Here is a 22,421-nt window from a genome sequence, read left to right as displayed (position 1 = left end):
CTCAGGTATTCAACTACCGGTATAGCCTTGAGAGCGGGGTCGGCCATCCAGGGTGCGACGCGCACGGTGGTGCGGTGGCTCCTATTTCCTGACCGAGACTACTCGCGCAAGCCTGTCAGTCTCCGCGACGGAGGCCAGCCTCACTCCTGGACGAACATCGCTTCAGATCACGTGCTTCGAGCACGACCCGTTGCCGACCTGTTAGTTGAAAGGGGCCTTTGATCTGCCCGAAGCGTCTGGGGTATAGCAGAGAATTAGCCTGTACATACACGTTTCAATGGCGTTGCAATCGCATCTCCTGTATGAACGCCCGGTCGCCCGGACCAGACGCTGTCGGGGATCATGAAGGCACCGGAGCAGCGAGATCGCTCGCTGTGCCGGTGCCGCCGGTAAACACGTTGATCCCGGGAGGGGCGAGGGGCTCGGTCATCTCCCGTCACGAGGAAGGGCTCGCAGGAATGGGTTCCGGCGAGTCCCGACACAATCCCCACCGCCCTGATTGCGTTGTCGGACCCAGCATCGTTCGCAACCAGCGGTTCAGCAGCGCGAGCAGTGGACGCAGGCCGACGGTCTGAGGGTAGGAGTCTCGACGGTCCGACGGCTGTATGGACGCCGTTACTTTGGTGAACGATCCCGGAGACCTACGAGTAGAGTTTCATCCAGCTGCCGTGTCGACGAATCATGACTGAAGGAGGACCGTGCCGAGCCTGCGCCACGTCGCGCGCAACGCGCGCCTCCTGCTCGACTCCGCGACGCAGCACCTGGTGGACGACCCCGCGCTGCTCGTCGTGCAGGTGAGCCGCCGGCTCCCGTTGCGCGTTCGTCTGGGCGTCGGAAAGGCCCTGCTGCGCGTCGGCGCTGCCGTCCCCCGCACACGGGGGTTCGCAGCGCTCGGCGCCCACATGGCCGGGGACGCCACGGAAGCTCAGGCGCTCGCCGCCGGGCCGGCCGCTTCGGGCTCGCGGATCGGGGGCGAGGTCGCCGTGCTGCTGGGGCGCTTCGATCTGCTCTCCTCGCGCGCGGCGGCGGCGACGCGGGCACGCGCCTCCTGGATGCGGGGCGACCTGAGCGAGGCCCTCGAGATCCTGGCTGAGGCAGGGCGGGGGGAGTCGATCTATGCGCAGCGGTTGCGCAGCGAGCTCCGGCTGCTCGAGCCGGGCCGCCGCGTGTCCGTGACCCAGCCGGCGACGTCGCGGATACCTCCGCCGCTGCGCGACCGGGAGCGGCTCCGGGTCCTGCACGTACTCACCAATTCGCTGCCGCACACTCAGTCCGGGTATTCGCTGCGCTCCCATCGCATCCTCACCGCACTGGGCGGTGCCGGCATCGAATCGGTCGCGCTCACCCGTACCGCCTATCCCGTGATGCTCGGCAAGCCGTTCGCGGCCGCGGAGGATGTGGTGGACGGGGTCCGCTACGTGCGGACCCTGCCCCGCAGGCTGCCCAGTACGCAGGAGGGCCGCCTGCAGGTCGAGGTGGAGCGCGCCCTTGAGCTCGTGGCCGAGTTCCGCCCGCACGTCATCCACGCCACGACGAACTACTTCAACGCCCTCGTCGCCCAGGCGGTCTCCGCCGCGACGGGCGTGCCATGGATCCTCGAAGTGCGCGGGCTCATGGAGAAGACCTGGATCGCCTCGCACCCCGGTGAGGAGGAGCAGCGCAGGGCAGCAGCTTCGGAGAAGGCGCGTGCGGTCGCGTTGCGGGAGGCCGAGCTGGCGTCCGCCGCCGGGGCCGTGATCACGCTCAGCGACACGATGGTCGCGGAGCTGTCCCGTCGCGGACTCGAGGCCGACACGATCACCGTGGTCCCGAACGGGGTCGACGACTCCCTCCTCTCCGACCACCTCACCGTGGCCGACGCACGCGCGGCCGTGGGACTCGAGGCCCAGCGCGGCGCATTCCTCATCGGTGCCGTGAGCGCCCTGATCGACTACGAGGGCTTCGACACGCTGCTGCGCGCCGCGGCGATGCTCCTCGAGGATCCGCGCACCGAAACTGTGCTGCGCGAAGGGCTCCGGGTGGCGCTCGCCGGTGACGGCACCGCCGCGCCCGGGCTGCGTGCCCTAGCGGCGGAACTGGGCATCGCCGATCGGGTGATCATGCCCGGTCGCGTCCCGCGCGAGGCCGCACGGAACTGGGTCCAGGCGCTCGACGTGGTGGTCGTGCCGCGACACGACCTCGATGTGGCACGCACCGTCACCCCTCAGAAGCCGGTCGAAGCGATGGCGCTCGCACGGCCGGTGATCGTGAGCGACCTGCCGGCGCTGCGCGAGACGGTGACCGACGACGCCGGGAAGTGCGTGGGAGCGCTGGTGCCGGCGGGAGACCCGGCCGCGCTCGCAGCGCAGATCCATGCCCTGTGGACCGATACCGCCGAGCGCACCCGAAGATCGTCGGAAGGGCACGAGCTCGCGGCAGAGCGGACGTGGGCCGCGTTGGTGAGACGATACGACGCGATCTACGCCCAGATGGCGTCCGATCCTCGAGGAGGAGCAGCGCGTGGAGAGTGACGTCAGGCAGACACCGGAAGTGGTGCGCGCGCTCGAAGCGCAGGGCATGGACGCCTCGGGGCTCTCCCCGATCGGGGTCCGCCCGCCTCTGGCTCAGTACCTGCACGAGCTGTGGGGGCGGCGCCACTTCATCTGGATGGACTCCCGGCATCGGCTGGCCACGAAGCACGCCCGGAACCATTTGGGCCGTATCTGGCTGGTGCTGCGACCTGTGCTCGACGCCGCTCTCTATTTCGTGGTCTTCGGACTGATCATCGGAGCTCGAGGAGGGATCGAGAACTTCGCCGCGTACGTGGTGGTGGGCATCTTGATGTTCCAGTCCACGATGCGCAGCGTCAGCCAGGGACCGGGTCTGATCCGCAGCGGCAGCGCGATGATCCGGGCGTTCTCGTTCCCGCGCGCTGCGATCCCCCTCTCCTGGGCGATCCGTGACGCGCTCCAGATGAGATTCACGCTGCCGGTGGCGCTGGTGATGATCATGGTGATCCCCCCGAACGAGATGCCGGGGTGGACCTGGCTGCTGGTGGTCCCGATCTTCGCGCTCCAGATGATCCTCAATCTGGGCATCGCGTTCCTGCTGGCCCGGATCGGTTTTGTGTTCCCCGACGCCTCACAGCTGATGGGGGTCGTGGCGCGGTTCCTGATGTACGGCTCTGGAGTTATCTTCCCGGTCGAGCACTATCTGTCGCGCCTGGACAGCCCGGTCTTCGAGATGGCCATCGAGGCGAACCCGATCTACCACATGCTGGTCATGTACCGCTCGGCCCTGATCGACAACACCGTGCCGCCGCTCGAGTCCTGGCTGATCTTCGGAGCATGGGCCGTGGGGCTGCTGCTCGTGGGATTCGTGGTCTTCTGGCAGGGGGAGGCGAGCTATGGCGATGACCGCTGACCGAACCGGGACGTCCGCGTCCCCCACCGCGGAGGCGTCGCTCGAGCGCTGGGTGGCGCCGTCGGAGTCACCGTTGACCGTGGTGGCGCATGACGTGAGGGTGCGCTACCAGGCCCCGCGCACCGATCGCACGCCCCCGACCACGCTGCGGGGACGGCTGGCCCGCCGCCGCATGGTATCGGTGGCGGCGGTGCGCGGTGTCTCGTTCACGGCCCGCTCCGGCGAGTTCATCGGCGTCATCGGCCGGAACGGCTCTGGTAAGTCGACGCTGCTGCGGGTTCTGGCCGGGCTGGAGGCGCCGACACGCGGAACCGTCCTCACCGCGGCGAAGCCCATGCTGCTGGGCGTGAGCGCCGCCCTCATCCCGGACCTCACCGGCGCGGAGAACGTCAAGCTCGGGGGCCTGGCGATGGGCCTGTCCCCGCAGCAGGTCGAGAACATGTTCGAGGACGTGGTCGAGCTGTCAGCGATCGGCGAGGCGATCGATCTGCCGATGCGCACCTACTCCTCGGGGATGGCCGCACGGCTCAAGTTCGCGATCTCCCTCGGCGCGGACCCGTCCATCCTCATGATCGACGAGGCGCTCTCCACGGGCGATGCGACCTTCGCGGAGCGGTCCAAGCGCGCGATGGACGACATGCTCGCCCGTGCCGGGACGGTGTTCCTGGTCAACCATGCGGCGCAGACCATTGAGAACATGTGCTCGCGCGCGATCTGGATGGAACGCGGTCGGATCGTGATGGACGGTGACGCCGTCGAGGTGGCACGGAAGTACCGCTGGTTCGCGCACAACCTCGCCCAGGGCGACGAGGAGAAAGCGGCCGGCCTCCTCCAGGACGCCATGGACGAGGGAGCGGAGCAGCGACGACTCACTTCCCTCCTGCTCGAGGACTCGGAAGCGTTCGAGGGCCCGGCACCGGGACGCCGACGGGTAGCCCCGGAATTCGAGCCCGATCCTTTCATGCAGGCTTTCACCCGTGACGCCGAGAAGAAGACCTTCCCGGCGGGTGGGGTGCACCGCACGGGCCCGCGCTGAACAGGATCCGTACCGCCGCGCGGCGCAGTGCTCCCCGCACGCCGCCGCACCTCTCCACTTCTGGTGGCCACGACATAATGGAGCAGGCCAGATTCCAATTTTCTAGGAGAACATCCATGCCACTACGGGTCATGACCATTTATGGCACCCGTCCGGAGGCCATCAAGGTCGCGCCGATCATCCGCGCGATCGAGGCCGCCGAGGACATGGAGAACGTCATAGTGGTGACGGGCCAGCACCGGGAGATGCTCGATCAGGTGAATGCCCTGTTCAACATCGCCCCGCATCATGACCTCGACATCATGGCGGGGGAGCAGACGCTCAACGCGATCGTGGCCAAGGTGATCGCCGGCGTGGACGGGATCCTCGGGAAGGAGCAGCCCGACGCCGTGATCGTCCAGGGCGACACCTCCACGGTGATGGGGGCGGCGGTCGCCGCCTTCAACCGGCGCGCCCCCGTGGTTCACCTCGAGGCCGGCCTGCGCTCGGGCGACATCGACTCCCCGTTCCCCGAGGAGGCCAACCGCAAGCTCACTAGCCAGATCGGGGCGCTCCATCTGGCGCCCACGCAGACCGCGAAGTCGAATCTCACCCGCGAGGACGTCAGCGAGAACGACATCGTCATCACGGGCAACTCGGTCGTGGACACGCTCATGTACGCCACGGAGAACCTCGCGGTCCGCTTCGAGGATCCGCGGCTCGAGGCGCTGCAACAGGCGCACATGGTCGGCGCCGCGGGGCGGGTCCTGCTCGTCACGGCGCACCGCCGGGAGAACCTCGGCTCGGTGATGGAGGGTATCGGCGAGGCCGTCGCGGAGATCGCGCGGAAGTACCCCGATCTCACGATCGTCTTCCCGATCCACCGGAACCCGAAGGTCCGCGCCGCGATCCGCCCCGCCGTCGAGGGGGTGGGCAACGTGCTGCTCATCGAACCGCTCGCCTACGCCGAGTTCACACGGGCCCTCAGCCTCGCGCACGTGGTGCTCACCGACTCCGGCGGGGTGCAGGAGGAGGCTCCAAGCCTCGGGAAGCCGGTCCTGGTGATGCGGGAGAACACGGAGCGGCCAGAGGCCGTCGTCGCCGGCACCGTGAAACTCATCGGTACCCAGCCGCAGCGCCTCGTCGACGAGGTGTCCCTGCTCCTGGACTCGGATGAGGCCTACTCCGGGATGGCCAACGCCGTGAACCCCTACGGGGACGGCTATGCCGCAGAGCGGACCGTAGCCGCGATCCGCTGGAAGTTCCTCGGCGGTGAGGAGCGCCCAGAGGACTTCCGGGCCTGATCACCCTCACACGGGGCCCGCACAGCCCCGACTGGACAACGTCCGGGCGTCAGCGCCAGAGCCCCTTGGTGTCGATCACAACCTTCTCCTGGAGCTTCTCGCGGTCGAGGGCTCGGAACGGATCGTGGTCCACGAGCAGCAGCACGATGTCGGCTCGTTCTACGGCGTCTTCGAACTCGGCTAGTTCGACGTTGTCGTGACCGACGAAATCTTGGGGGAGTGCGTCGATGTTCGGTTCCACGACGAGCACGGTGCCGTCGTCCAGCCGCTGGGTGAGTGCGACGGCGATGTCCTTGCTGGGGGATTCCCGCAGATCATCGATGTTCGCCTTGAAGGCGAGGCCGAGCGCCGCGATCGTCGGATTCTTCAGTCGCTCCGCCCGATCCAGCACCTTGGCGAGCACGGCCTCCGGCTTGGAATCGTTGACGCCGCGGGCAGTGGCGATGAGCTTCGCGTTCTCGCGATCCGCGGAGACGATGAACCAGGGGTCCACCGCGATGCAGTGGCCGCCCACGCCGGGCCCGGGCTGGAGGATGTTCACGCGTGGGTGATGGTTGGCGAGCTCGATCAGCTCCCACACGTCGATGCCCTGCCGCTCGGCGATGATCGACAGCTCGTTCGCGAAAGCGATGTTGACGTCACGGAACGCGTTCTCGGTGAGCTTGGCCATCTCCGCGGTGCGGGCGTCGGTGAGCAGCAGCTCACCGCGGCAGAAGCTCGTGTAGAGATCGCGGGTCAGCTCCGCGGCCTCGATGGTCAAACCGCCGATGATGCGATCATTCTCGACCATCTCGGTCATGATGCGGCCGGGCAGCACCCGTTCCGGGGCGTGCGAGAAGTACAGCGAGTTCGGGAGATTCGGCTCCATGGTGAGCTCGGGGCGGAGCCCGAGGATCACGGAGGCCAGGAATTCGGTGGTGCCGGGGGGCGAGGTGGATTCGAGCACCACCAGTTCGCCTCCGGAAAGCTGTGGGGCGATGCTCGTCGCAGCGGCTTCGATGTATGAGAGGTCTGCGTCGTGGTCACCCTTGAACGGGGTGGGGACGGAGACGATGTAGGCATCCGTCTCGGGAGCCTCCGTCTGCGCCGAGAGCTTGCCCTGGGCGACGGTGCCCGCGACGACCGTCTCGAGCCCCTCTTCGACGAACGGCACCGTGCCGGCGTTGATCGCCTCGACGGTCGCCTGGGACACGTCGACCCCGATCACCGTCTTGCCGGACTGGGCGAGCACCGCGGCTGTGGGGAGCCCGATATAGCCCAGGCCGATCACGGCGACGGTATCGATCGACTGATTCGGACTCACTGGGGGGACTCCTGGGGGAGAGAGGGGCATCGCCGGGCAATCCAGACGGCAGTCCGGACCTCTCCAGCATGCTACGTTCCAGCGCCTCGCACGCCTCCGCTGAGGATGCCCAGGCGTCACCCGCGCATGGATCATCGTGAAGTTTCGCTCGCAGGTCATCCGCTGACCACCGCAAGGTCGTGGAGCGTTCACCGAACGCCTCCGCACGAGACCCGCACGCGGTTCACCAGATTGTTATCCGCGCACGAAGAGCGCCCGAGAGCTGGGAGAGGAGCGGGTCACGACCCCGTGGAGCGCTACTGGAAGTTCGCTGAGAATTCATCGACTGGTTAGAGTTCGGCCATGGTGCCTTCTTCGACTGCCTGGACCGCCGGTGCCCCTTCGCGCGATCTCACGGCTGTGACGGCACGAGGAGTGCTGGCATGACCCGCATTGCAGTGCTCGGCGCCGGAAGCTGGGGGAGCACCTTCTCGCTCGTGCTCGGCGACGCCGGATGTGACGTCACGCTCTGGGCACGACGCGAGGCGACGGCCCGAGCGATTCGGGAGACCCATCGTAATCCGGAGTACCTCGGCGACGTCGAGCTCCCCGCAGCGGTGACCGCCAATGCGGACGTCGCACAGGCTCTCGAGGGTGCTGACGGCGTGGTGCTCGCGCTGCCCACCCAACGGCTGAGGGAGAACCTCTGCGACTGGCGCCAGGCGGGCATCGAGCTGCCGCCTGTCCCGGTGCTCTCCCTGGCGAAGGGGATCGAGCGCGGCACCGATCAGCGGATGAGCCAGGTGATCGCTGAGGCCGGTGGCGTGGACCCGGCGCGCATCGCCGTACTCTCCGGCCCCAACCTTGCGCTCGAGATCGCCGCCCGGCAGCCCAGCGGGAGCGTGATCGCGGCATCGGATGAATCCATCGCCCACACGGTCGCTCGCTGGTGCGCCGCTCCGGGGTTCCGCTCCTATGTTTCGCAGGATGTGGTGGGGGTGGAGGTCGCCGGTGCCTTGAAGAACGTCATCGCGATCGCGGTCGGTGCTGCGGTGGGCCTCGGGTACGGGACCAACACGTGCTCCACCCTCATCACTCGAGGACTCGCAGAGATCACCCGGCTCGGCGTCGTCCTCGGCGGCCAGCCTGCGACGTTCCCCGGTCTCGCCGGTTTGGGGGATCTCGTGGCCACCTGCACGTCGCCGCTCTCGCGCAATCATCGACTCGGCCACGCACTCGGCCGGGGGCTGGATATCGAGGCCGCGCTCCTCGAGGTGGGACAGACCGCCGAAGGAGTAGCCACTGCCCGCGCCGTCGACGAGCTCGCCCAGCGGCTCGACATCGACATGCCCATCACCCGCAGCCTCGTAGGCGTGGTCGACCACGGCGTGACCATCGAAGAGGCCACTGCGTCTCTCCTCGCACGCTCCGTCAGGCCGGAGTGAGGCGCAGAGGTGGCTCGCGAGACAGCGAAGCAGCGCCTCCTCGGAGGGGTCGCTGCGGCATGGAGACGGACACGACGACCTGAGGTCAGCGTGGTGATCCCGTGCAAGGACGCCGAGCCGTACCTGGAAGCCGCGATCCGCAGCGCACTGAACCAGTCCGTGCGGGACATCGAGGTGATCGTCGTCGATGACGGGTCGACGGACGGCTCCCGAGACATCGTCTCGGGCCTCGCCGCGCGCGACCGTCGCGTAGTCGTCCTGGACGGGGAGCAACGAGGTCCTGGAGCAGCGCGCAATCGCGGTGTCGAGAGGGCCCGCGGAGCATTCTTGGCATTCATCGACGCGGACGATGTCATGCTCCCCGGTGCGCTCGAGTCAATGCTCACCGCCGCGCGCCAGAGCGGATCCGACGTCGTGAAAGGCGCGTACCGCCGGCACAGCGCGATGGGGTCCCACCGGCCCAAGCTCACGGCGCGAGTGCACGCCGAGGAGCGGCTGGGCACGACGCCCGAGGAGTTCCCGGATCTGCTCGACGAGCCGGTCCTCTGGAACGGGCTGTATCGGACCACATTCTGGAAGAGCAGAGTGCATCCGATCCCGGAGGACGTGAACTACGAGGACCAGGAGCCGAGCCTCGCCGCTGCGCTGCAGGCGCGGAGCGTCGACGTGCTGCCCACGGACGTGTACTCGTGGCGACTGCCCGAGGAGCGGGCCACCCGGTCCCAGTCGAAGTCGAGTCTTGAGGACCTCGCAGACCGGCGAACCGTTCTCCACCGAATGCGCGTGATGCTGGACGAGCACGGCGCCTCCCATGCAGTTCGCCAGCACTTCCTGGCAGTCTGGCTCGGACGCGACCTCCTCATGTACGCGGAGAAGGTACCTGTCGCGGTCCCGACGTTCAGGGAGGAGCTCCGCCTGATCGGTGCTGAGCTCACCGCGCTGATGGATGAGGGGACCTGGAACACCTTCGGGTTCTGGGAACGGATGACCGCCTGGGCGCTGAGCCACCCCGATCCGGAAGCGCTCGATGACGTGCTCGCCACGCGGTGGGAGGAGACGAGCGCGCTTCCTCTCCCCCTCGATGAGGACATAGGCGAACTCCGCGCCGCGCACCCCCTTCTCAAACGGTGGCCAGAGGTCCCCGAGCACGTGCGGGCTCTCTCGCCACTCGACATACGTCTTGTCTGCACCGCCCGGAAGATGCGGTTCGCCGACGCTCACCATGTCGAGATGAAAGCCGAAGTGCACGTAGCGGGTCTCGACCCTCGGCGCTCGCCGTTGGACGTCGAGATCGCTGCGGTGAGCGTGGACGGCACCGCGGAAGCGCACGGAACGGTGGAGCGGGTGAAGGCACCGTGGGCGGACCTTGTTGCGAACGACCCATGGCGTTCCTACACCTCGGCAGGTATTCGAGCGCGAATCCCGTTGGCGGATGCGGAGGCGCAGCAGTTCTGGGTGCGCACCACGGTGGGAGGCAGGGCGCTCGCGGCGGTGGTACCGCTGCCGGTGACCTCGCTGAGCTACCGGCTGGGTCCCGTCGAGGGGAGCCGGCAGTCAGCCCTCACTGCTGCCGACGACGGCTCCGCGCTGGTCACGGCCATCAACGTCTCACCATTCGTCATCCAGCGAGTGCGCACTGGTCCCGAGCACGTCGAGCTCCACGTCCTCTGCACGGATCTCCCGATACTCGATGGCGAGGTTCGAGCCGTTGCACGCCGTCAGGGAACGGAGATCGAAGGGCGGATCTCCCGCGACTGGACGCAGTTGGAGATCCGGTTCGATCTGCCTGGGATGAAGGAGGGGTCAACCTATCGAGGGGAGAGCGGCTTCGAGGTCCAGATCCTCGTGGGCGGACGCGCCTTCCCCGTCTCCTGGGATCGGAAGGTCAAGGCAGCGAGGGCCCGGGCGGTGCGTGCCATCCCCGACAGGGCAGGCAATCTCCAGATCGAGCAGCGTTTCGCACGCGTGACCATCGACGGCGTCCGCGTCGAAGGGCCCGTGGCTCGATTATCGGGTCGTGTTGACCCTCCGGGGCTCGTACCGCAGGTCTGGCTCGTCTCTTCCCGTGCACGCACGCGCTTGGAGCCGGTGCCACGGCGGAAGGGGCGATGGAGCGCAGACGTGGATCTCTCAGATCCCTCGCTCGCCTCCGATGGCTACTTCGTCCGATGGTCCCTCACCCCGGAAGAGCAACCCGAGGGATGGGCTCGTGCCGGACGTGACCTGCGCAAGGGTGAGTACTACGTCGAGGGCACGTGCCGCAGTGTGCGGCTCTCACCGCAGCGGGGCGGCCCGCTCGGAATCACTCTGGGCCCCCCGCTCTCACGGACCGAGCGCACGCGGGCGGGCAGAACACGGCTGATCGCGAAGGACTTCGGCCCGTTGACACCCGGGGTCTTCTTCGAGTCCTTCAACGGGAAATCCGCGGGTGGGAACCCCCGGGCGCTCTTCGACGCGCTTCTCCAGGAGACCGAGGGGCCGCTGTGGTGGTCCGTGGTGGACGGGACAGTCCCTGTGCCACCGGGGGCGACCCCTGTGGTCGCAGGATCTGAGCCCTGGTTCCGGGCCCTCCGCACTGCACGGGTCCTGGTCACGAACAACAACTTCCCTCACTGGTTCACCAAGGTGCCAGGGCAGATGATCGTGCAGACGTGGCACGGTACCCCGATCAAGAAGTTGATCCATGACGCCCCATCCAACTTCACTCCCCTGGTGTATCGCCGCTTGATCGAGCGCCAGGCGGCGCAGTGGGATCTGCTGCTGGCCCAGGACGAGGAGGCGGAGCGTCGCCTCCGATCTGCGCTCAGGTACGACGGACCCGTGCGTCTCGGAGACCAGCCTCAGAACGTCCGCATGGAGCAGGGGGCGGAGGGCCGCGAACGAGTGCGCGAGGAGCTCGGTATCCCGACAGGAGCTCGTGCGGTCCTGTACGCGCCGACCTGGCGAGAGAAGATGCGACGCGCTTCGGGCGAGGACTCGCTGAAGGCACTCATGGATCCCGCAGGTCTAGCGGCTGAGACAGGCGCGTGGGTGCTCGTGCGGAGCCACCATATGAACGGGCTCCGTGCGGAGGGGGAGCGGGTGATCGATGTGGGCAGCTACCCGCATGTCGAGGATCTGATGCTGGCCAGCGATGTGCTCGTCTCCGACTACTCGAGCATCTTCTACGACTACCGACTCACGGGACAGCCGATGATCGTGCACGCTCCCGACCTTGAGTGGTACCGCGACGTAGAGCGGGGCTTCTACGGACGATGGCCCGTTGACCTGAGCCTTCCGATGTCCAGGACCCAAGAGGAGCTCACGGGCCTCGTCAACGGCGCGCTGACGGTTGCACACCACCGACCAGACCCGGTCAGCACTGCGAGGGAGAACATCTCCTGGCTTCGAGGCGAGGTCCTGAAAGCGATCCACGGCACAGACGGGTCACATCCCGCACAGCAGGATGACAACTGCCCACTGAATCCCTGAATATTGGATGAACACACGGCAACGGGGGTCCTTGACGCCCAGGAAAGGCAAGTCATGCAGCGCGTGATCACGTACGGCACCTACGACCTGCTCCACTACGGGCACATCGAGCTCCTCCGACGCGCACGGTCCCTCGGTGACTACCTCGTGGTGGCGCTGTCCACGGACGAGTTCAACGCGGGCAAGGGCAAGAAGTGCTACTACTCGTGGGAGGAGCGCCGGCGCATGCTCGAGTCGATCCGCTTCGTGGACCTCGTGATCCCGGAGACCACCTGGGAGCAGAAGGTCGACGACGTGGCACGCTACAACATCGACACCTTCGTCATCGGGGACGACTGGGAGGGGAAGTTCGACTTCCTCCGCGACCAGTGCGAGGTCGTCTACCTGCCGCGCACGCCCGACATCTCGACGACACAGATCAAGGGCGATCTCGGCGGTGCCGCAGTTTCGCGCTGATTACACGAGCTCATATCAATTGGGCAAGTGAATATAAGCTTCATTATAACTCGACGGGCACGGGGGTAATCGGTGCGACTCTCTGACAAGATTAAGATCGCAGACGCCATTTTGGCGCAGAAGCGCGGAGATTGGGAGAGCGCCGCGCGGCTCTATGGTGCGCACTATCGCGGGCGTTCTGATATGCCGGGCGCTGACCTGGCCTGGCGCTATGGCAATGCCCTCGTTAACGCCGAACAATACCATAAGGCCGTCGAGCCACTAAGTCGTGCCGCACAGCAGAACCCGGGGGATGCCACCCGCTGGTACCGTCTCGGCTTTGTTCAAGAACGACTTAATCAAAACGAGGACGCTATCGTTTCCTACGATAAAGCGATCGAGCTCGATCCTGGCGAGGCGAAATATCTTTATCGCCGTGCACGTACGCACCAGGCGGTCAAACAGAGTGAGTCGGCGATATCTGACGCAGAGCTCGCGTTGGTGCTCACCCCCGATGACCCCAGGCTCCACAAGATCCGCAGGGTTGAATCGACTTCGCTTCCACTTTGGCGGCGATTTGAGATTCTTGAAGCCGGGCTCCCCTACTTTCCTGGAGACCTGATTTGGATCAGGTCGCACGCCTTCGCAGCATTCCAAATGCGGAGGTGGGAAGCCTCCGCCCGCTCCTACGATGAAATCGTCGGGCTTAAGGGAGCGGACTGGAAGGATGCTATTCGCGGTTACGTGGCTGCACGCCATAGTGGGATCGCGACGAAGCACGACATGGCAGCCGTGGCCGTACGGAACAACGGCTCGAAGGAGGCGCATGCCGCAGGGGTGGGATACCTGCTCGAGCAAATGGGCTTCCGGGCGGAGGCTGTCGATGCCTTCACGACCGCAATCGACAAGACGAACGCCGGTGCGAACATCTACTATGGGCGGGGCATGGCCCATCTTCGCTTGTATAACTGGGCAGAAGCTGCTGAGGATTTGCGACATGCTGCAGCCTTCGATCCGAAGAATAAAGAATACAACTACCGCCTCGGTTATGCTCTCGAGCGGATGGGTAATTACAGCGAAGCGGCGCTCGCGTATCGTGAATCAATAAATTCACCGGCGCTCGCTTCGTACCGTCGCTACAGAGCGGTCTTTAGTCATCACCTGGCTGGCGAAGACGTCCTCGCCGTCGAACTTTTCGCGGAGCTCGCTAAGGCCAATGCGGCAGCGGATACTGCAGAGATTGCAGCGGACGCCGCTGAGTACGGTGAGGCGCTTGAAGAGGATGCATTCATGAAGCCGGACGTCTCCGGTGCGCTTGAGGAGTACCACCGACGTAACGAAGATTCCGCACTCTCTGGCGCGTTCATGAAGCGCGATGTTTCTACGTATGCATTCCTCTCAAAAAAGGCTGAAGCACGTGGAGAACTGGAGCGCGCCCTTGAGCTGATTGAAAAGGCTGCAAAATGGTCTCCTCTTCATAAGCCGGACCATTACCTCGCCGCTTCGCGCATCCGGGCCAAGCTCGGTGACGCTAAGGGAGCTGTGGAGGCATATCTGAACGTTAGGGTGCTTCGCCGACCCTTTGGCGTGGACGAGAACCATGTTCTGAAGACTCGCGCCCAGAAGGAAATTGCGAAGTATATCGAGTACAGCGAGTGCCTTCCAGTCGACGAGAGCACGTGGCTCTTTGAGAGTAATCATGGCTCGGCGATAACTTGCAATGTTCTTCCGCTACTTGAAGAGGTTCTTCGGGATCCGCGATTCAAAGGTTCGACTTTCGTAGTCGTCCTCAACTCCGCCCCCGCCCCCTCGCATCTTGCGGCCGATTCAAGAGTCGTTTTTGCGCCCAGAGGCTCGGACCTTTATCTTAGGCATCTCGCAACCGCCAGGTGGCTCGTCAATAACAACACGTTCCCTCTCTATTTCATTCGACGTGAAGAGCAGCGGTATCTTAACACCTGGCATGGGACTCCCCTGAAGACGCTGGGTAAGCATATCCGTGGTGGAAAGATGGACCACCGTAACGCGGCGCGTAATTTCCTTCATGCCACGCATATTGCCGCACCCGACGCGTACACTGCTCGAATTCTGACGGATGATTACGACGTCGCGCACCTATACTCCGGCAAGGTGGCCATCACTGGTTCGCCGCGTGTCGACGCTACGATTTCGGCGGTGGAATCACGGTCCGAGATTAGGAAGCGCCTTGGCGTCCCTGAAGACGGCCGACCAATCCTTTTTTATGCACCCACATGGCGTGGCGACCTGGCGAACAGGGAAGTCGATGTCAACGGCATCGTTGACGCACTTCAGGCTATGCAAGTCGCTGATCGTTATCACGTTGTATTCCGTGGCCACCCCATGGACGAAGCTGCGCTGGAAGAGTTCGCTCTAGATGGAGTGATCCAGGCGGACAAGTCGGTGTCGACCAATGAAATTCTCGCCGCAGTTGACCTTCTGATCACCGACTACTCCTCCGTCATCTTTGACTTCATCCCGCTTGGGAAGCCAGCCGCGTTCTACACGTACGACATCGACGACTATCGCGAGAAGCGGGGCTTCGCGCTTGAACCGTCCGCCGTGTCGACCAACGTCTTCGGGGACCCGGAGTCACTGGTCGAGGGAATCAGGGATATCTCCGATGGCACCCGGGGCGACGGCTGGATAGATCCCATGCGGGCGGAACTGGTCGCGCACGAGGACGGTTCCGCTGCCCCTAGGGCGCTCTCCTTCTTCCTCGAGGATCAGAAGTATGCCGCAGAGGTGCTCGACCTCTCCGACCAGCGGCACAAGCGTGAAGTACTTTTCTATCAGGGCTCATTTATGCCGAACGGCATCACAGCTAGCTTCTTGGCGCTCACGAACCACCTCGTCAACGCCGGCGTGGGCGTGACCGTCGTGGTCGAGCCCGACGCGCTCTACTCCGAAGAGCAGCGGGTTCAACGTTTCGAATCCATGGATAGCAAGGTTCGAGTTATCGCGCGGGCTGGTGGACAGTCGGTCACCGCTGAAGAGCGTTGGGTGATCGATCGCTTCAATAGCCTGCACGAGTTCTCATCTCCGGAGTTCGAGATGACCTATTGGAAGGCTTTCGAGCGCGAAGCGAAGCGTATTTTCGGAAGTGCGCATTTCGATGTCGCCGTCTGCTTCGAGGGCTACGCCCGCTTCTGGATGGGCCTCTTCCCGGGAGTTAGCGCGACTCGGCATGGCGCCTACCTCCACAACGACATGCTCGGCGAGGCATATACCCGGTTCCCGTATCTCTATGGCGTAGCGAACCAGTATCCGAAGTACTCGACGCTTGCTTCGGTGAGCGAGAGCGTTCACGAGGTGAATCGGGAGGCGGTCCCAAGGATCGCGGACGTTGACGAGGACCGTTTCGTCACCGTCCCAAACGTTACAGACGCAACGCGGACCGTAACGCTTTCGCAGGAAACGCTGGATGATGACATCGCCGCGTGGATCCGAACCGATGTAAAAACGTTTGTGAACGTCGGACGGCTCTCGCCCGAAAAGGGGCAGGCGAAGTTGATCGAAGCCTTTGCACGCGCTCTCGAGGACGGGCTAGACGCACAGCTGATGATTGTCGGCCAAGGGCCGTTGCGTGAGTCTCTGGCCTCGAACGCGCGACGGCTCGGGCTTAATAACAGTAACTTCTTCCTCGCTGGCTATCGAGAGAACCCGTTCCCGGCTATGAGGGCTGCGGACGCATTTGTTCTCTCATCGGACTATGAGGGGCAGGGCCTCGTAGTGCTTGAGGCACTGGCGCTTGGACTGACTGCTGTCTCGACCGATGTCGTGGGGCCTCATTCAATCCTTGAAGGTGGCGAGGGGCTTCTCGTTGAAAACTCTGTAGCGGGACTGGCTGAGGGCATGAGCATGGTTGCGAAAGGCTGGACCGCAGAGAAGCCTTTTGACTTTGGTAGTTACCTCAATGAGGCGACCAGTAACTTCGCAGCAGCCTTCGGAGTGGATGTCGAAAGGCTGTGAGCAGATCGTGTGTGATATATGCCCTCAGTGCTCCGTGGATGCACTCTTAATGTCCCGGGCGATGGGCTTGACATACGAAACGCGAGATCGAAGCGAGAGTGGATATGCCGGTCGCGCGAAGATGCTGGCGGACTCGAAGGTAATCGCACGTCCTAGGTAAGGTTGACGGTCAGTAAATGTTGAATTCGTCCATCAGGCGATGGAACTCAATTAAGAATTGATGACTTTTATATCCGGGCAGGCATGTGGCTTATGGGGCGCCTGGTCGGAACGAGGGATATTGAATAGGAAAATGCCGTGTATAAACCCGTGAGTGAGTCCATTGTCCGATATGATTTAGATCACTTCGCCGAAAGTCCAATGGGTAACGTCGCCTCTATAGATGAGAGCGTGAACTTTATTCAGATTGCTCATGGCAAGCATGCGGGCGAAGGCCAGAACTTTATTCGCATTTGCGCCAAGGCTCGGGAGCTTCGTCCGCTGATGGAGGAGTGCGTTTCCGATGGATGGTTCTTGTACAAGTCTTCTCCTGACTTGTCGACGCTTGTTCGCGCCGATTTTGTTCCTAGGTTTTGGCACCGGATTACTTCGGGCGAGTTCTCGGTTGACGAGGCCGGCACGATTTACACGCTTTCGGTAGATAGCTCGGATCGGCGGGCGCGTGCACTGATAGTCGTTTTCTCGTCCATGGCCGAAACATTTGACGATGCCAGCCTTTCCCGTTTCTTCTATCAAAATTTCAGGTCTCTTGGTAAGCATCTTGATTCAGGATTCGCTGTGCTGCGAATTGCGGACATGGATGGTGTGGTCGGTGGATTCTATGCGCCAACACGGTTTGCCCCGGATCGAATTGCTCGGGTCGAATCTCTGATTGCGTCAACGGCCGAGTCTCTCGGCGTAGAGTCCGATCGCGTCATACTGTATGGCGCATCGAAGGGCGGATCGGGAGCCTTGCTGTATGGCTTGAGCAGTAGAGTTGGTTGGAAGTGCGTGGCTGTCGATCCGGTTGTCGATGACGTGTACTACGAATCCGCCTACAATGACTCTCATTGGACTGCGGGTAATATTTTTCTCCACCGGAAGGTTGATTTGTACGGATCGCTCGCTGACGGACTGCTGGAGGATGATTCGGCCCCGAGGTTTGCAGTTGTGACATCAAGGCGATCGCCTTTGTTCTCTCAAATATCGAAATTGGCGCAAAGAATGCCCGTGGAGGCTACTGCCTTCTTTGTTTCGCCAGACCCGTCAATTTCGCAGCACTCGGAAGTTTGCCCAAAAACTATGCGGCTAGCGGCCGGAATCATGAATGTGTGGGCTAATGGTATGGATTTACGGCCTTCGTGGATTGATTCTGAGCGGGACTAGCGATGCATACATCGCCGAATCGGAGGGTTGCGTATGTTTGTGCGCCCGATGGAGCCCGCAGCCTTGAGGGCCCTCGAGTGCTCAAGATTGACCATTATGGGCTCCGACGTTAGCGGTCTGCGGTCTGTGTGTGTGGGCTTAGGTGGAAGAGCGTTGCTTCGCCCGGAGTCGTAGTGATGGTTGCAGCGGTGTTCGAACTGCAGATTATTGATTGGGTCGGCTCGCCATATTCCGTTGGCCCGCGCAGGGTGCTTGCAGGGCTGAAGAGGGAGGCGCCGGACAGGCGGCTTCCGCTTGTCAGCAGCCAATCTGTCGGATTTTCTTTCCCTAAATCCGATGGGCAGGAAATCTCGACTGATATGGGGTCTGCCGCTTCGGGATCTCGTAAGTCCACTAGCGATAGTGTGATTGAACCGTCTTCGCCTAGCACTCCATGAGCGGTTACCCCACGATGGCCGTCGACAGTGGGCCTGAGCACCTGGCCGTCCGGGATTTGGCCGAGCAGCATAAGCGCGAGGAAGCTTCCCTGTCCCTCCACGATCTTGCCGGGGTTCCGGTAGGGGCCGGTCGCGCACAGCGGGCTCATGGGGGCGCCGCCGTCACAGGCCTGCAGCGTCGAATGGAAAGCGATGCGCTCCACCCCCAGTTCGGCGAGGGTCAGCGAATAATCGACGGTCCACAGGGCCTGCGCATGGGTGCGGGAGACGTCAGTGGTCCCTGGGCATGACGTCGGGCCCGTCTCCTCCATCCACAGCGGCAGGTCGTGCTCGTCGGCGACCTCGACGCCCTGGCCCACGATCTTCCGAGCCTGGTCCCTGATCGCTGGTGCAGTGAGATCCTCGACCGTCGGATTTGCGATCGAGTCCTCCGGGCCGTCGCAGTCCCACAGCGGATACCAGTGCATGGACAGGGCCCGCTTGTCAGGGATGCCGGACTCTGCGAAAGCTCGCCACCAGGTCGCGTCATACGCGCCGGGGCCCGCAACGGGAGCGCCCGGAACGTCCTCCTGCAGAGCATCGGAGTACTCCTGCAGCGAGTCCTGGTACGGCTCAGGTCCCCACGTGTCGGTGCGGACGGCGAGCTGCGGCTGGTTCTCGTGGAAGAAGCCGTTGGGCTCATTACCGATCGACACCGCGAGCAGCCTGTCCCCGAACGCCACCTGTGCATGGGCGGCCATGTCTGCGGCGCGGGCAGGGTCGTCGTGCCCCAGATCCAGCACCAGGGTGACCTCGGCATCGACGTCCTCGGCGACGTTCGAGACCCGTTCCAGGTCCTTCGGCGTCACGGTCGCCTCCGCCCAGTCAGGTGCGGGCTCGTCGGCGGAGGTCCACCACATGCGGCGGTCCACGCCGTTGCCGCCGAAGCGCAGCACTGGTCGGTCGATCTCTGCCAGGGTGAGTGTCAAGTTCGATTCCGGGGAGTCCCACATCGGATTCGCGAGCTCGGTGGCATCGAAGCTCAGACCCACTGTTCCGCCGAAGCGGGGAGCGTCGGGCTCCAGTGCGAGCAAGACGGTGATGCCATCACCGGTGGCGTCCTCGAGCGGGGTGGGCGAGAACGGGCCGGGATCGGGATCGTAGCCGGGCAGCCTGGTGAACTCCCACGGAGGGGGAGAGGCCTGCTCGGGGGAGGCGGTGGCCGTGCTGCTCGGGCCAACGGAGGGAGCGGCAGGCTGCTCCGGCCGCAGTACGAGAAGGCCCACGGTCGCCACGAGAGCGAGCACGAGGACAGCGGCGAGCAGAGTCCAGCGAGCCCGGGTCATCGCCTGCCCCCTCGCCCGCTGGCGCGCATCGGAACTCCGCGCAGCACGGTCAGAACATCACGTGTGCGTCGTTCCGCCCGAACCAGGCGACATCCGCGGTGGCGAGGAGCTCCTGGTCGCTCGCCGACCAGGCGTGCCCGCCCGCTGCGCCGCGGCGCATCTGCGTGAAGTTGAAGCGGTCCGCTGAGTAGATCCGGCCGCCGGACTCGGCGACGGCGGTGAGGAAGCCGGTGTCCTCCCCCCGGTTCACGTCATGGAAGGGGTGCGCACGGAACACGTCGCGGCCCGCGGTGATCGTGGGCCCCATGACCCGGTCGGTGTAGCGATGCTCGAGCCATGGGAAGCGCAGCAGGGTCGCGTCCGAGCTGGCGAGATACATGTAGTGGGCATGCTTGCCGACCACGTCGGCGGCCGCGAACTCACGCGCGCGCAGCAGGTCGTGGAGGTAGAACTCGCCGTAGAGGTCGTCGTCGTCCATCTTCGCGCAGACCGCGCCGTCCGCCCGCTCGACCGCGGCGTTCAGGCACTTCCCGAGCGTCCAGTCGCTCGGCGCCTCCATCGCCATCACGTTCTCGATGCCGAGGTCGCGGGCGCGCTCCGCCACCGAGGCCGGGGCCTCGAACCCGTGGGTGACCAGCAGCAGCTCACGCTCCATCCCTGCCTGCTGGGCGACCTGGCTCACGAGGTGATGTAGCTGCTCGGGGCGGTTCGTGACCGCGAGTACGCTCACCGGCGGTAGCGCCGTGGAGCCCGCCTTCTCGTCGAGACCGGTTGCCTCCAGCACCTGGCGGGCGCGGTGGGTATAGGTGTGCTCGTGCCAGATCCGCCGCTGCGCCTGATGCACCATCCGGTCCCGCAGCTCGGAAGAGCGGGCGAGGGCCCGCACCACGTGCGCGGCCTCCTCGCGGGTCGAGGCGACCGGCACCTCGTCCTCCTCGAAGAACTCCCGGATCGCAGGAGACGGCGCAGAGACCACGGGGGTGCCGGACGCGGTGATCTCGAAGATGCGCCGCGCGCACATCGACGGGCTCGTCACCACCGAGTTCACGTTGAGGAACACCTTGTACGCCTTGTAGGCGGTGAGCATCTGCGGGTAGGGGAGCGAGCCGACGACCCTCCCGGCGAGTTCGCCGGGGAACTGGTAGTGCTCGTCGTCCCTGAGGAAGCGGGAGAAGATCTCCAGCCCGCGCTCCATGCGGCCGGAGACGTCCAGTGCCCCGCCCAGCAGCATGTCCATCTGCTCGCGGCGCTCGGGGAACTTGTGCGCGAAGTACATGCCGGCGAACGCGACGTCCCGCTCCTGGTGCCCGTGCTGGGGGCGGATCGGGTTGTGCACCGCGGACTGCGCGGCGAAGGGCAGCACCGCGACGCGGTCGTGCCCGAGCTCCTCCCGGTACCGCGGAAGGAGGGTGACGTCGGTGGTGAAGACCTGGTCGAAGAGCTTGGCCGTCCCGAGGAAGTCCTCGAAGTGCGGCGGATCCTCCTTGTTCCAGAAGACCGTCGGGACGCCCTGCTCACGGCAGTGCGCGACCAGCTCGCGCAGCGGCGCCGAGGGGGCGTTCGAGCCGGTCAGCTGGTACTGCCAGGCACCCTGATTGCCGTGCCAGGCCGACTCCACCAGCAGCAGATCCACCGGGGTCTCCGCCAGCTGTTCGCGCCAACCGCTCGGGGTGACGGCGACGGTGTCGAACTCGTAGCTCCAGGCGAGCATAGAGAAGTCGTCGAGGATCACCGCGACCCGCAGCCCTGCGAAGTGAGGGGAGCGCTCAGGCATCTTTGCGGGAGGGAAGGAGAGCTGATCGCCGCCATCGCGGGTGCCGGCCCCGTCCCCGACCCCATAGGACGCGGTACGCCGCCGTCGCTGCCAGGTGCGCAGCTGCGAGAGGCCGCCGGTGCGCAGGTGCCACAGACCCGTTCGCAGGGTCTGGAGCGGGGACGACGAGGTCGGCGCGGGCATCGACACCTCCGAGCAGGGGGACTGGACACCGTCATCCTATGAGCCAGCACGCGTTCGACCGACGGCCGCCCTCGACGTTGCGTTCCCCACCACAATCGAACCAGGTCGAAGTGCTGCGCGGGTGCGCTGAGTATTGTGTGCGCAAGCGTCCACAACCCAGCCTGATCCCGGGCCGCCGCGGGCGCACCCTTGATCAGCCGGAGGACCATCGTGACCGAGCAGCCCGCAGATTCCGCGCCCGCTGTGCGCGTGACCGTCTACGGCAGCTGCGTCGCGAGGGACACCATGGACCTCGCCGGTGGAGGACGCTTCGACGTCGTCGCCTACATCGCTCGGCAGTCCCTCCTCTCCGCGGACCACGATGCCTCTGAGCAGTTCCCTGCCGACGCCGAGATCGACTCCGAGTTCCAGCGCCGCATGATGGCCGGCGACTTCGCCGGCAACCTCGAGGAGCGCCTGGCCGAAGCGGCTCCTGCGACCGATCTCGTGCTCTGGGATCTCGCCGACGAACGGCACGGGGTGCATATCTTCGAGGACGGAAGCGTCGTCACCCGCAGCATCGACATCGTGCGGGTGCCCGAGGTGCTCTCCGTGGTCGAGGGCGCACGCCATGTCCCCTTCGGGACGGACGAGCATTTCGAGCTGTGGTCCCCCCAGGCCGAACGGCTCCGCGACGTGCTGACGACGCTGGGGCTGTTCGACAAGACCGTGGTCCTGCGCGTGCCGTGGGCGCTGGTCACGACCGACGGGAAGTCGACCCCGTGGAGCATGGGGACCTCCGCCCGGGAGGCCAACGTCGCATACGCCCGGTACTACCAGCTGCTCGGCGAGCTCGGGTTCCGCATCCTGGAACTGCAACCCCTCGGCGTGCTCGCTGACCCCGACCACCGCTGGGGCCCGGCTCCGTTCCATTACACGCAGGGTGTGTACGAGGAGATCGTCGCGCGAGTGCTGGCGGACCTGTCCGATGGCGATGCGGGGTCGGAAGCCTGA

13 protein-coding genes are annotated in these 22,421 nt (G+C 64.9%); 10 read left to right on the top strand and 3 right to left on the bottom strand.

Annotation, left to right across the window (positions count from 1 at the left end):
• Positions 1-698 precede the first annotated feature (698 nt).
• From ACHUEU_RS13615 to wecB, 4 genes are all read left to right on the top strand, one after another.
• Complete coding sequence (locus ACHUEU_RS13615) at positions 699-2,510, top strand: glycosyltransferase family 4 protein (protein WP_394216673.1); 1,812 nt, start codon at positions 699-701, stop codon at positions 2,508-2,510.
• Positions 2,500-3,402 carry an ABC transporter permease gene (locus ACHUEU_RS13610; RefSeq protein ID WP_394216672.1) on the top strand — a complete coding sequence of 301 codons (903 nt, stop codon included), beginning with the start codon at positions 2,500-2,502 and terminating at the stop codon, positions 3,400-3,402. The genes ACHUEU_RS13615 and ACHUEU_RS13610 overlap by 11 nt, the downstream gene beginning before the upstream one ends.
• Complete coding sequence (locus tag ACHUEU_RS13605) at positions 3,392-4,438, top strand: ABC transporter ATP-binding protein (RefSeq protein ID WP_394216671.1); 1,047 nt, start codon at positions 3,392-3,394, stop codon at positions 4,436-4,438. Before ACHUEU_RS13610 ends, ACHUEU_RS13605 begins: the two co-directional genes overlap by 11 nt.
• Before the next feature lie 116 nt (positions 4,439-4,554).
• The gene (gene wecB, locus ACHUEU_RS13600) at positions 4,555-5,721 is read left to right on the top strand and encodes a non-hydrolyzing UDP-N-acetylglucosamine 2-epimerase (RefSeq protein WP_394216670.1); all 1,167 of its coding nucleotides are present in this window, start codon (positions 4,555-4,557) and stop codon (positions 5,719-5,721) included.
• 49 nt (positions 5,722-5,770) lie between these two features.
• Here the strand turns inward: wecB and wecC are convergent, their stop codons facing one another.
• Complete coding sequence (gene wecC, locus ACHUEU_RS13595; RefSeq protein WP_394216669.1) at positions 5,771-7,054, bottom strand: UDP-N-acetyl-D-mannosamine dehydrogenase; 1,284 nt, start codon at positions 7,052-7,054, stop codon at positions 5,771-5,773.
• Positions 7,055-7,446: 392 nt separating this feature from the next.
• Between wecC and ACHUEU_RS13590 the strand changes: the two genes are divergently transcribed.
• From ACHUEU_RS13590 to ACHUEU_RS13570, 5 genes are all read left to right on the top strand, one after another.
• Positions 7,447-8,448, top strand: coding sequence for an NAD(P)H-dependent glycerol-3-phosphate dehydrogenase (locus ACHUEU_RS13590; protein ID WP_394216668.1), 1,002 nt, complete (start codon positions 7,447-7,449; stop codon positions 8,446-8,448).
• A gap of 9 nt (positions 8,449-8,457) precedes the next feature.
• Positions 8,458-11,919 (top strand): bifunctional glycosyltransferase/CDP-glycerol:glycerophosphate glycerophosphotransferase, encoded by a 3,462-nt coding sequence (locus ACHUEU_RS13585; protein WP_394216667.1) that lies wholly within the window; start codon positions 8,458-8,460, stop codon positions 11,917-11,919.
• 54 nt (positions 11,920-11,973) lie between these two features.
• Positions 11,974-12,375 (top strand): glycerol-3-phosphate cytidylyltransferase, encoded by a 402-nt coding sequence (gene tagD / locus ACHUEU_RS13580; RefSeq protein ID WP_394216666.1) that lies wholly within the window; start codon positions 11,974-11,976, stop codon positions 12,373-12,375.
• Between the two features lie 72 nt (positions 12,376-12,447).
• Positions 12,448-16,344 carry a CDP-glycerol glycerophosphotransferase family protein gene (locus ACHUEU_RS13575; protein WP_394216665.1) on the top strand — a complete coding sequence of 1,299 codons (3,897 nt, stop codon included), beginning with the start codon at positions 12,448-12,450 and terminating at the stop codon, positions 16,342-16,344.
• A gap of 309 nt (positions 16,345-16,653) precedes the next feature.
• Positions 16,654-17,709, top strand: coding sequence for an XcbB/CpsF family capsular polysaccharide biosynthesis protein (locus tag ACHUEU_RS13570; RefSeq protein WP_394216664.1), 1,056 nt, complete (start codon positions 16,654-16,656; stop codon positions 17,707-17,709).
• A gap of 109 nt (positions 17,710-17,818) precedes the next feature.
• On the opposite strand, the gene ACHUEU_RS13565 is transcribed toward ACHUEU_RS13570, so the two are convergent.
• Positions 17,819-19,471 (bottom strand): hypothetical protein, encoded by a 1,653-nt coding sequence (locus ACHUEU_RS13565; RefSeq protein ID WP_394216663.1) that lies wholly within the window; start codon positions 19,469-19,471, stop codon positions 17,819-17,821.
• A 49-nt stretch (positions 19,472-19,520) separates the two neighbouring features.
• Positions 19,521-21,428: a glycosyltransferase family protein gene (locus ACHUEU_RS13560; protein WP_394216662.1), complete on the bottom strand. Its 1,908-nt coding sequence runs from the start codon at positions 21,426-21,428 to the stop codon at positions 19,521-19,523.
• Between the two features lie 210 nt (positions 21,429-21,638).
• Here ACHUEU_RS13560 and ACHUEU_RS13555 point away from each other — a divergent pair, with 210 nt between their 5' ends.
• Positions 21,639-22,421, top strand: coding sequence for a DUF6270 domain-containing protein (locus tag ACHUEU_RS13555; RefSeq protein ID WP_394216661.1), 783 nt, complete (start codon positions 21,639-21,641; stop codon positions 22,419-22,421).

Origin of the sequence: Brachybacterium vulturis, from assembly GCF_043641765.1 — a bacterium.
Lineage (GTDB): Bacteria > Actinomycetota > Actinomycetes > Actinomycetales > Dermabacteraceae > Brachybacterium > Brachybacterium vulturis_A.
Note: the sequence above shows the minus strand (reverse complement) of the source record. Positions and strands in the feature narration are given on the sequence as shown.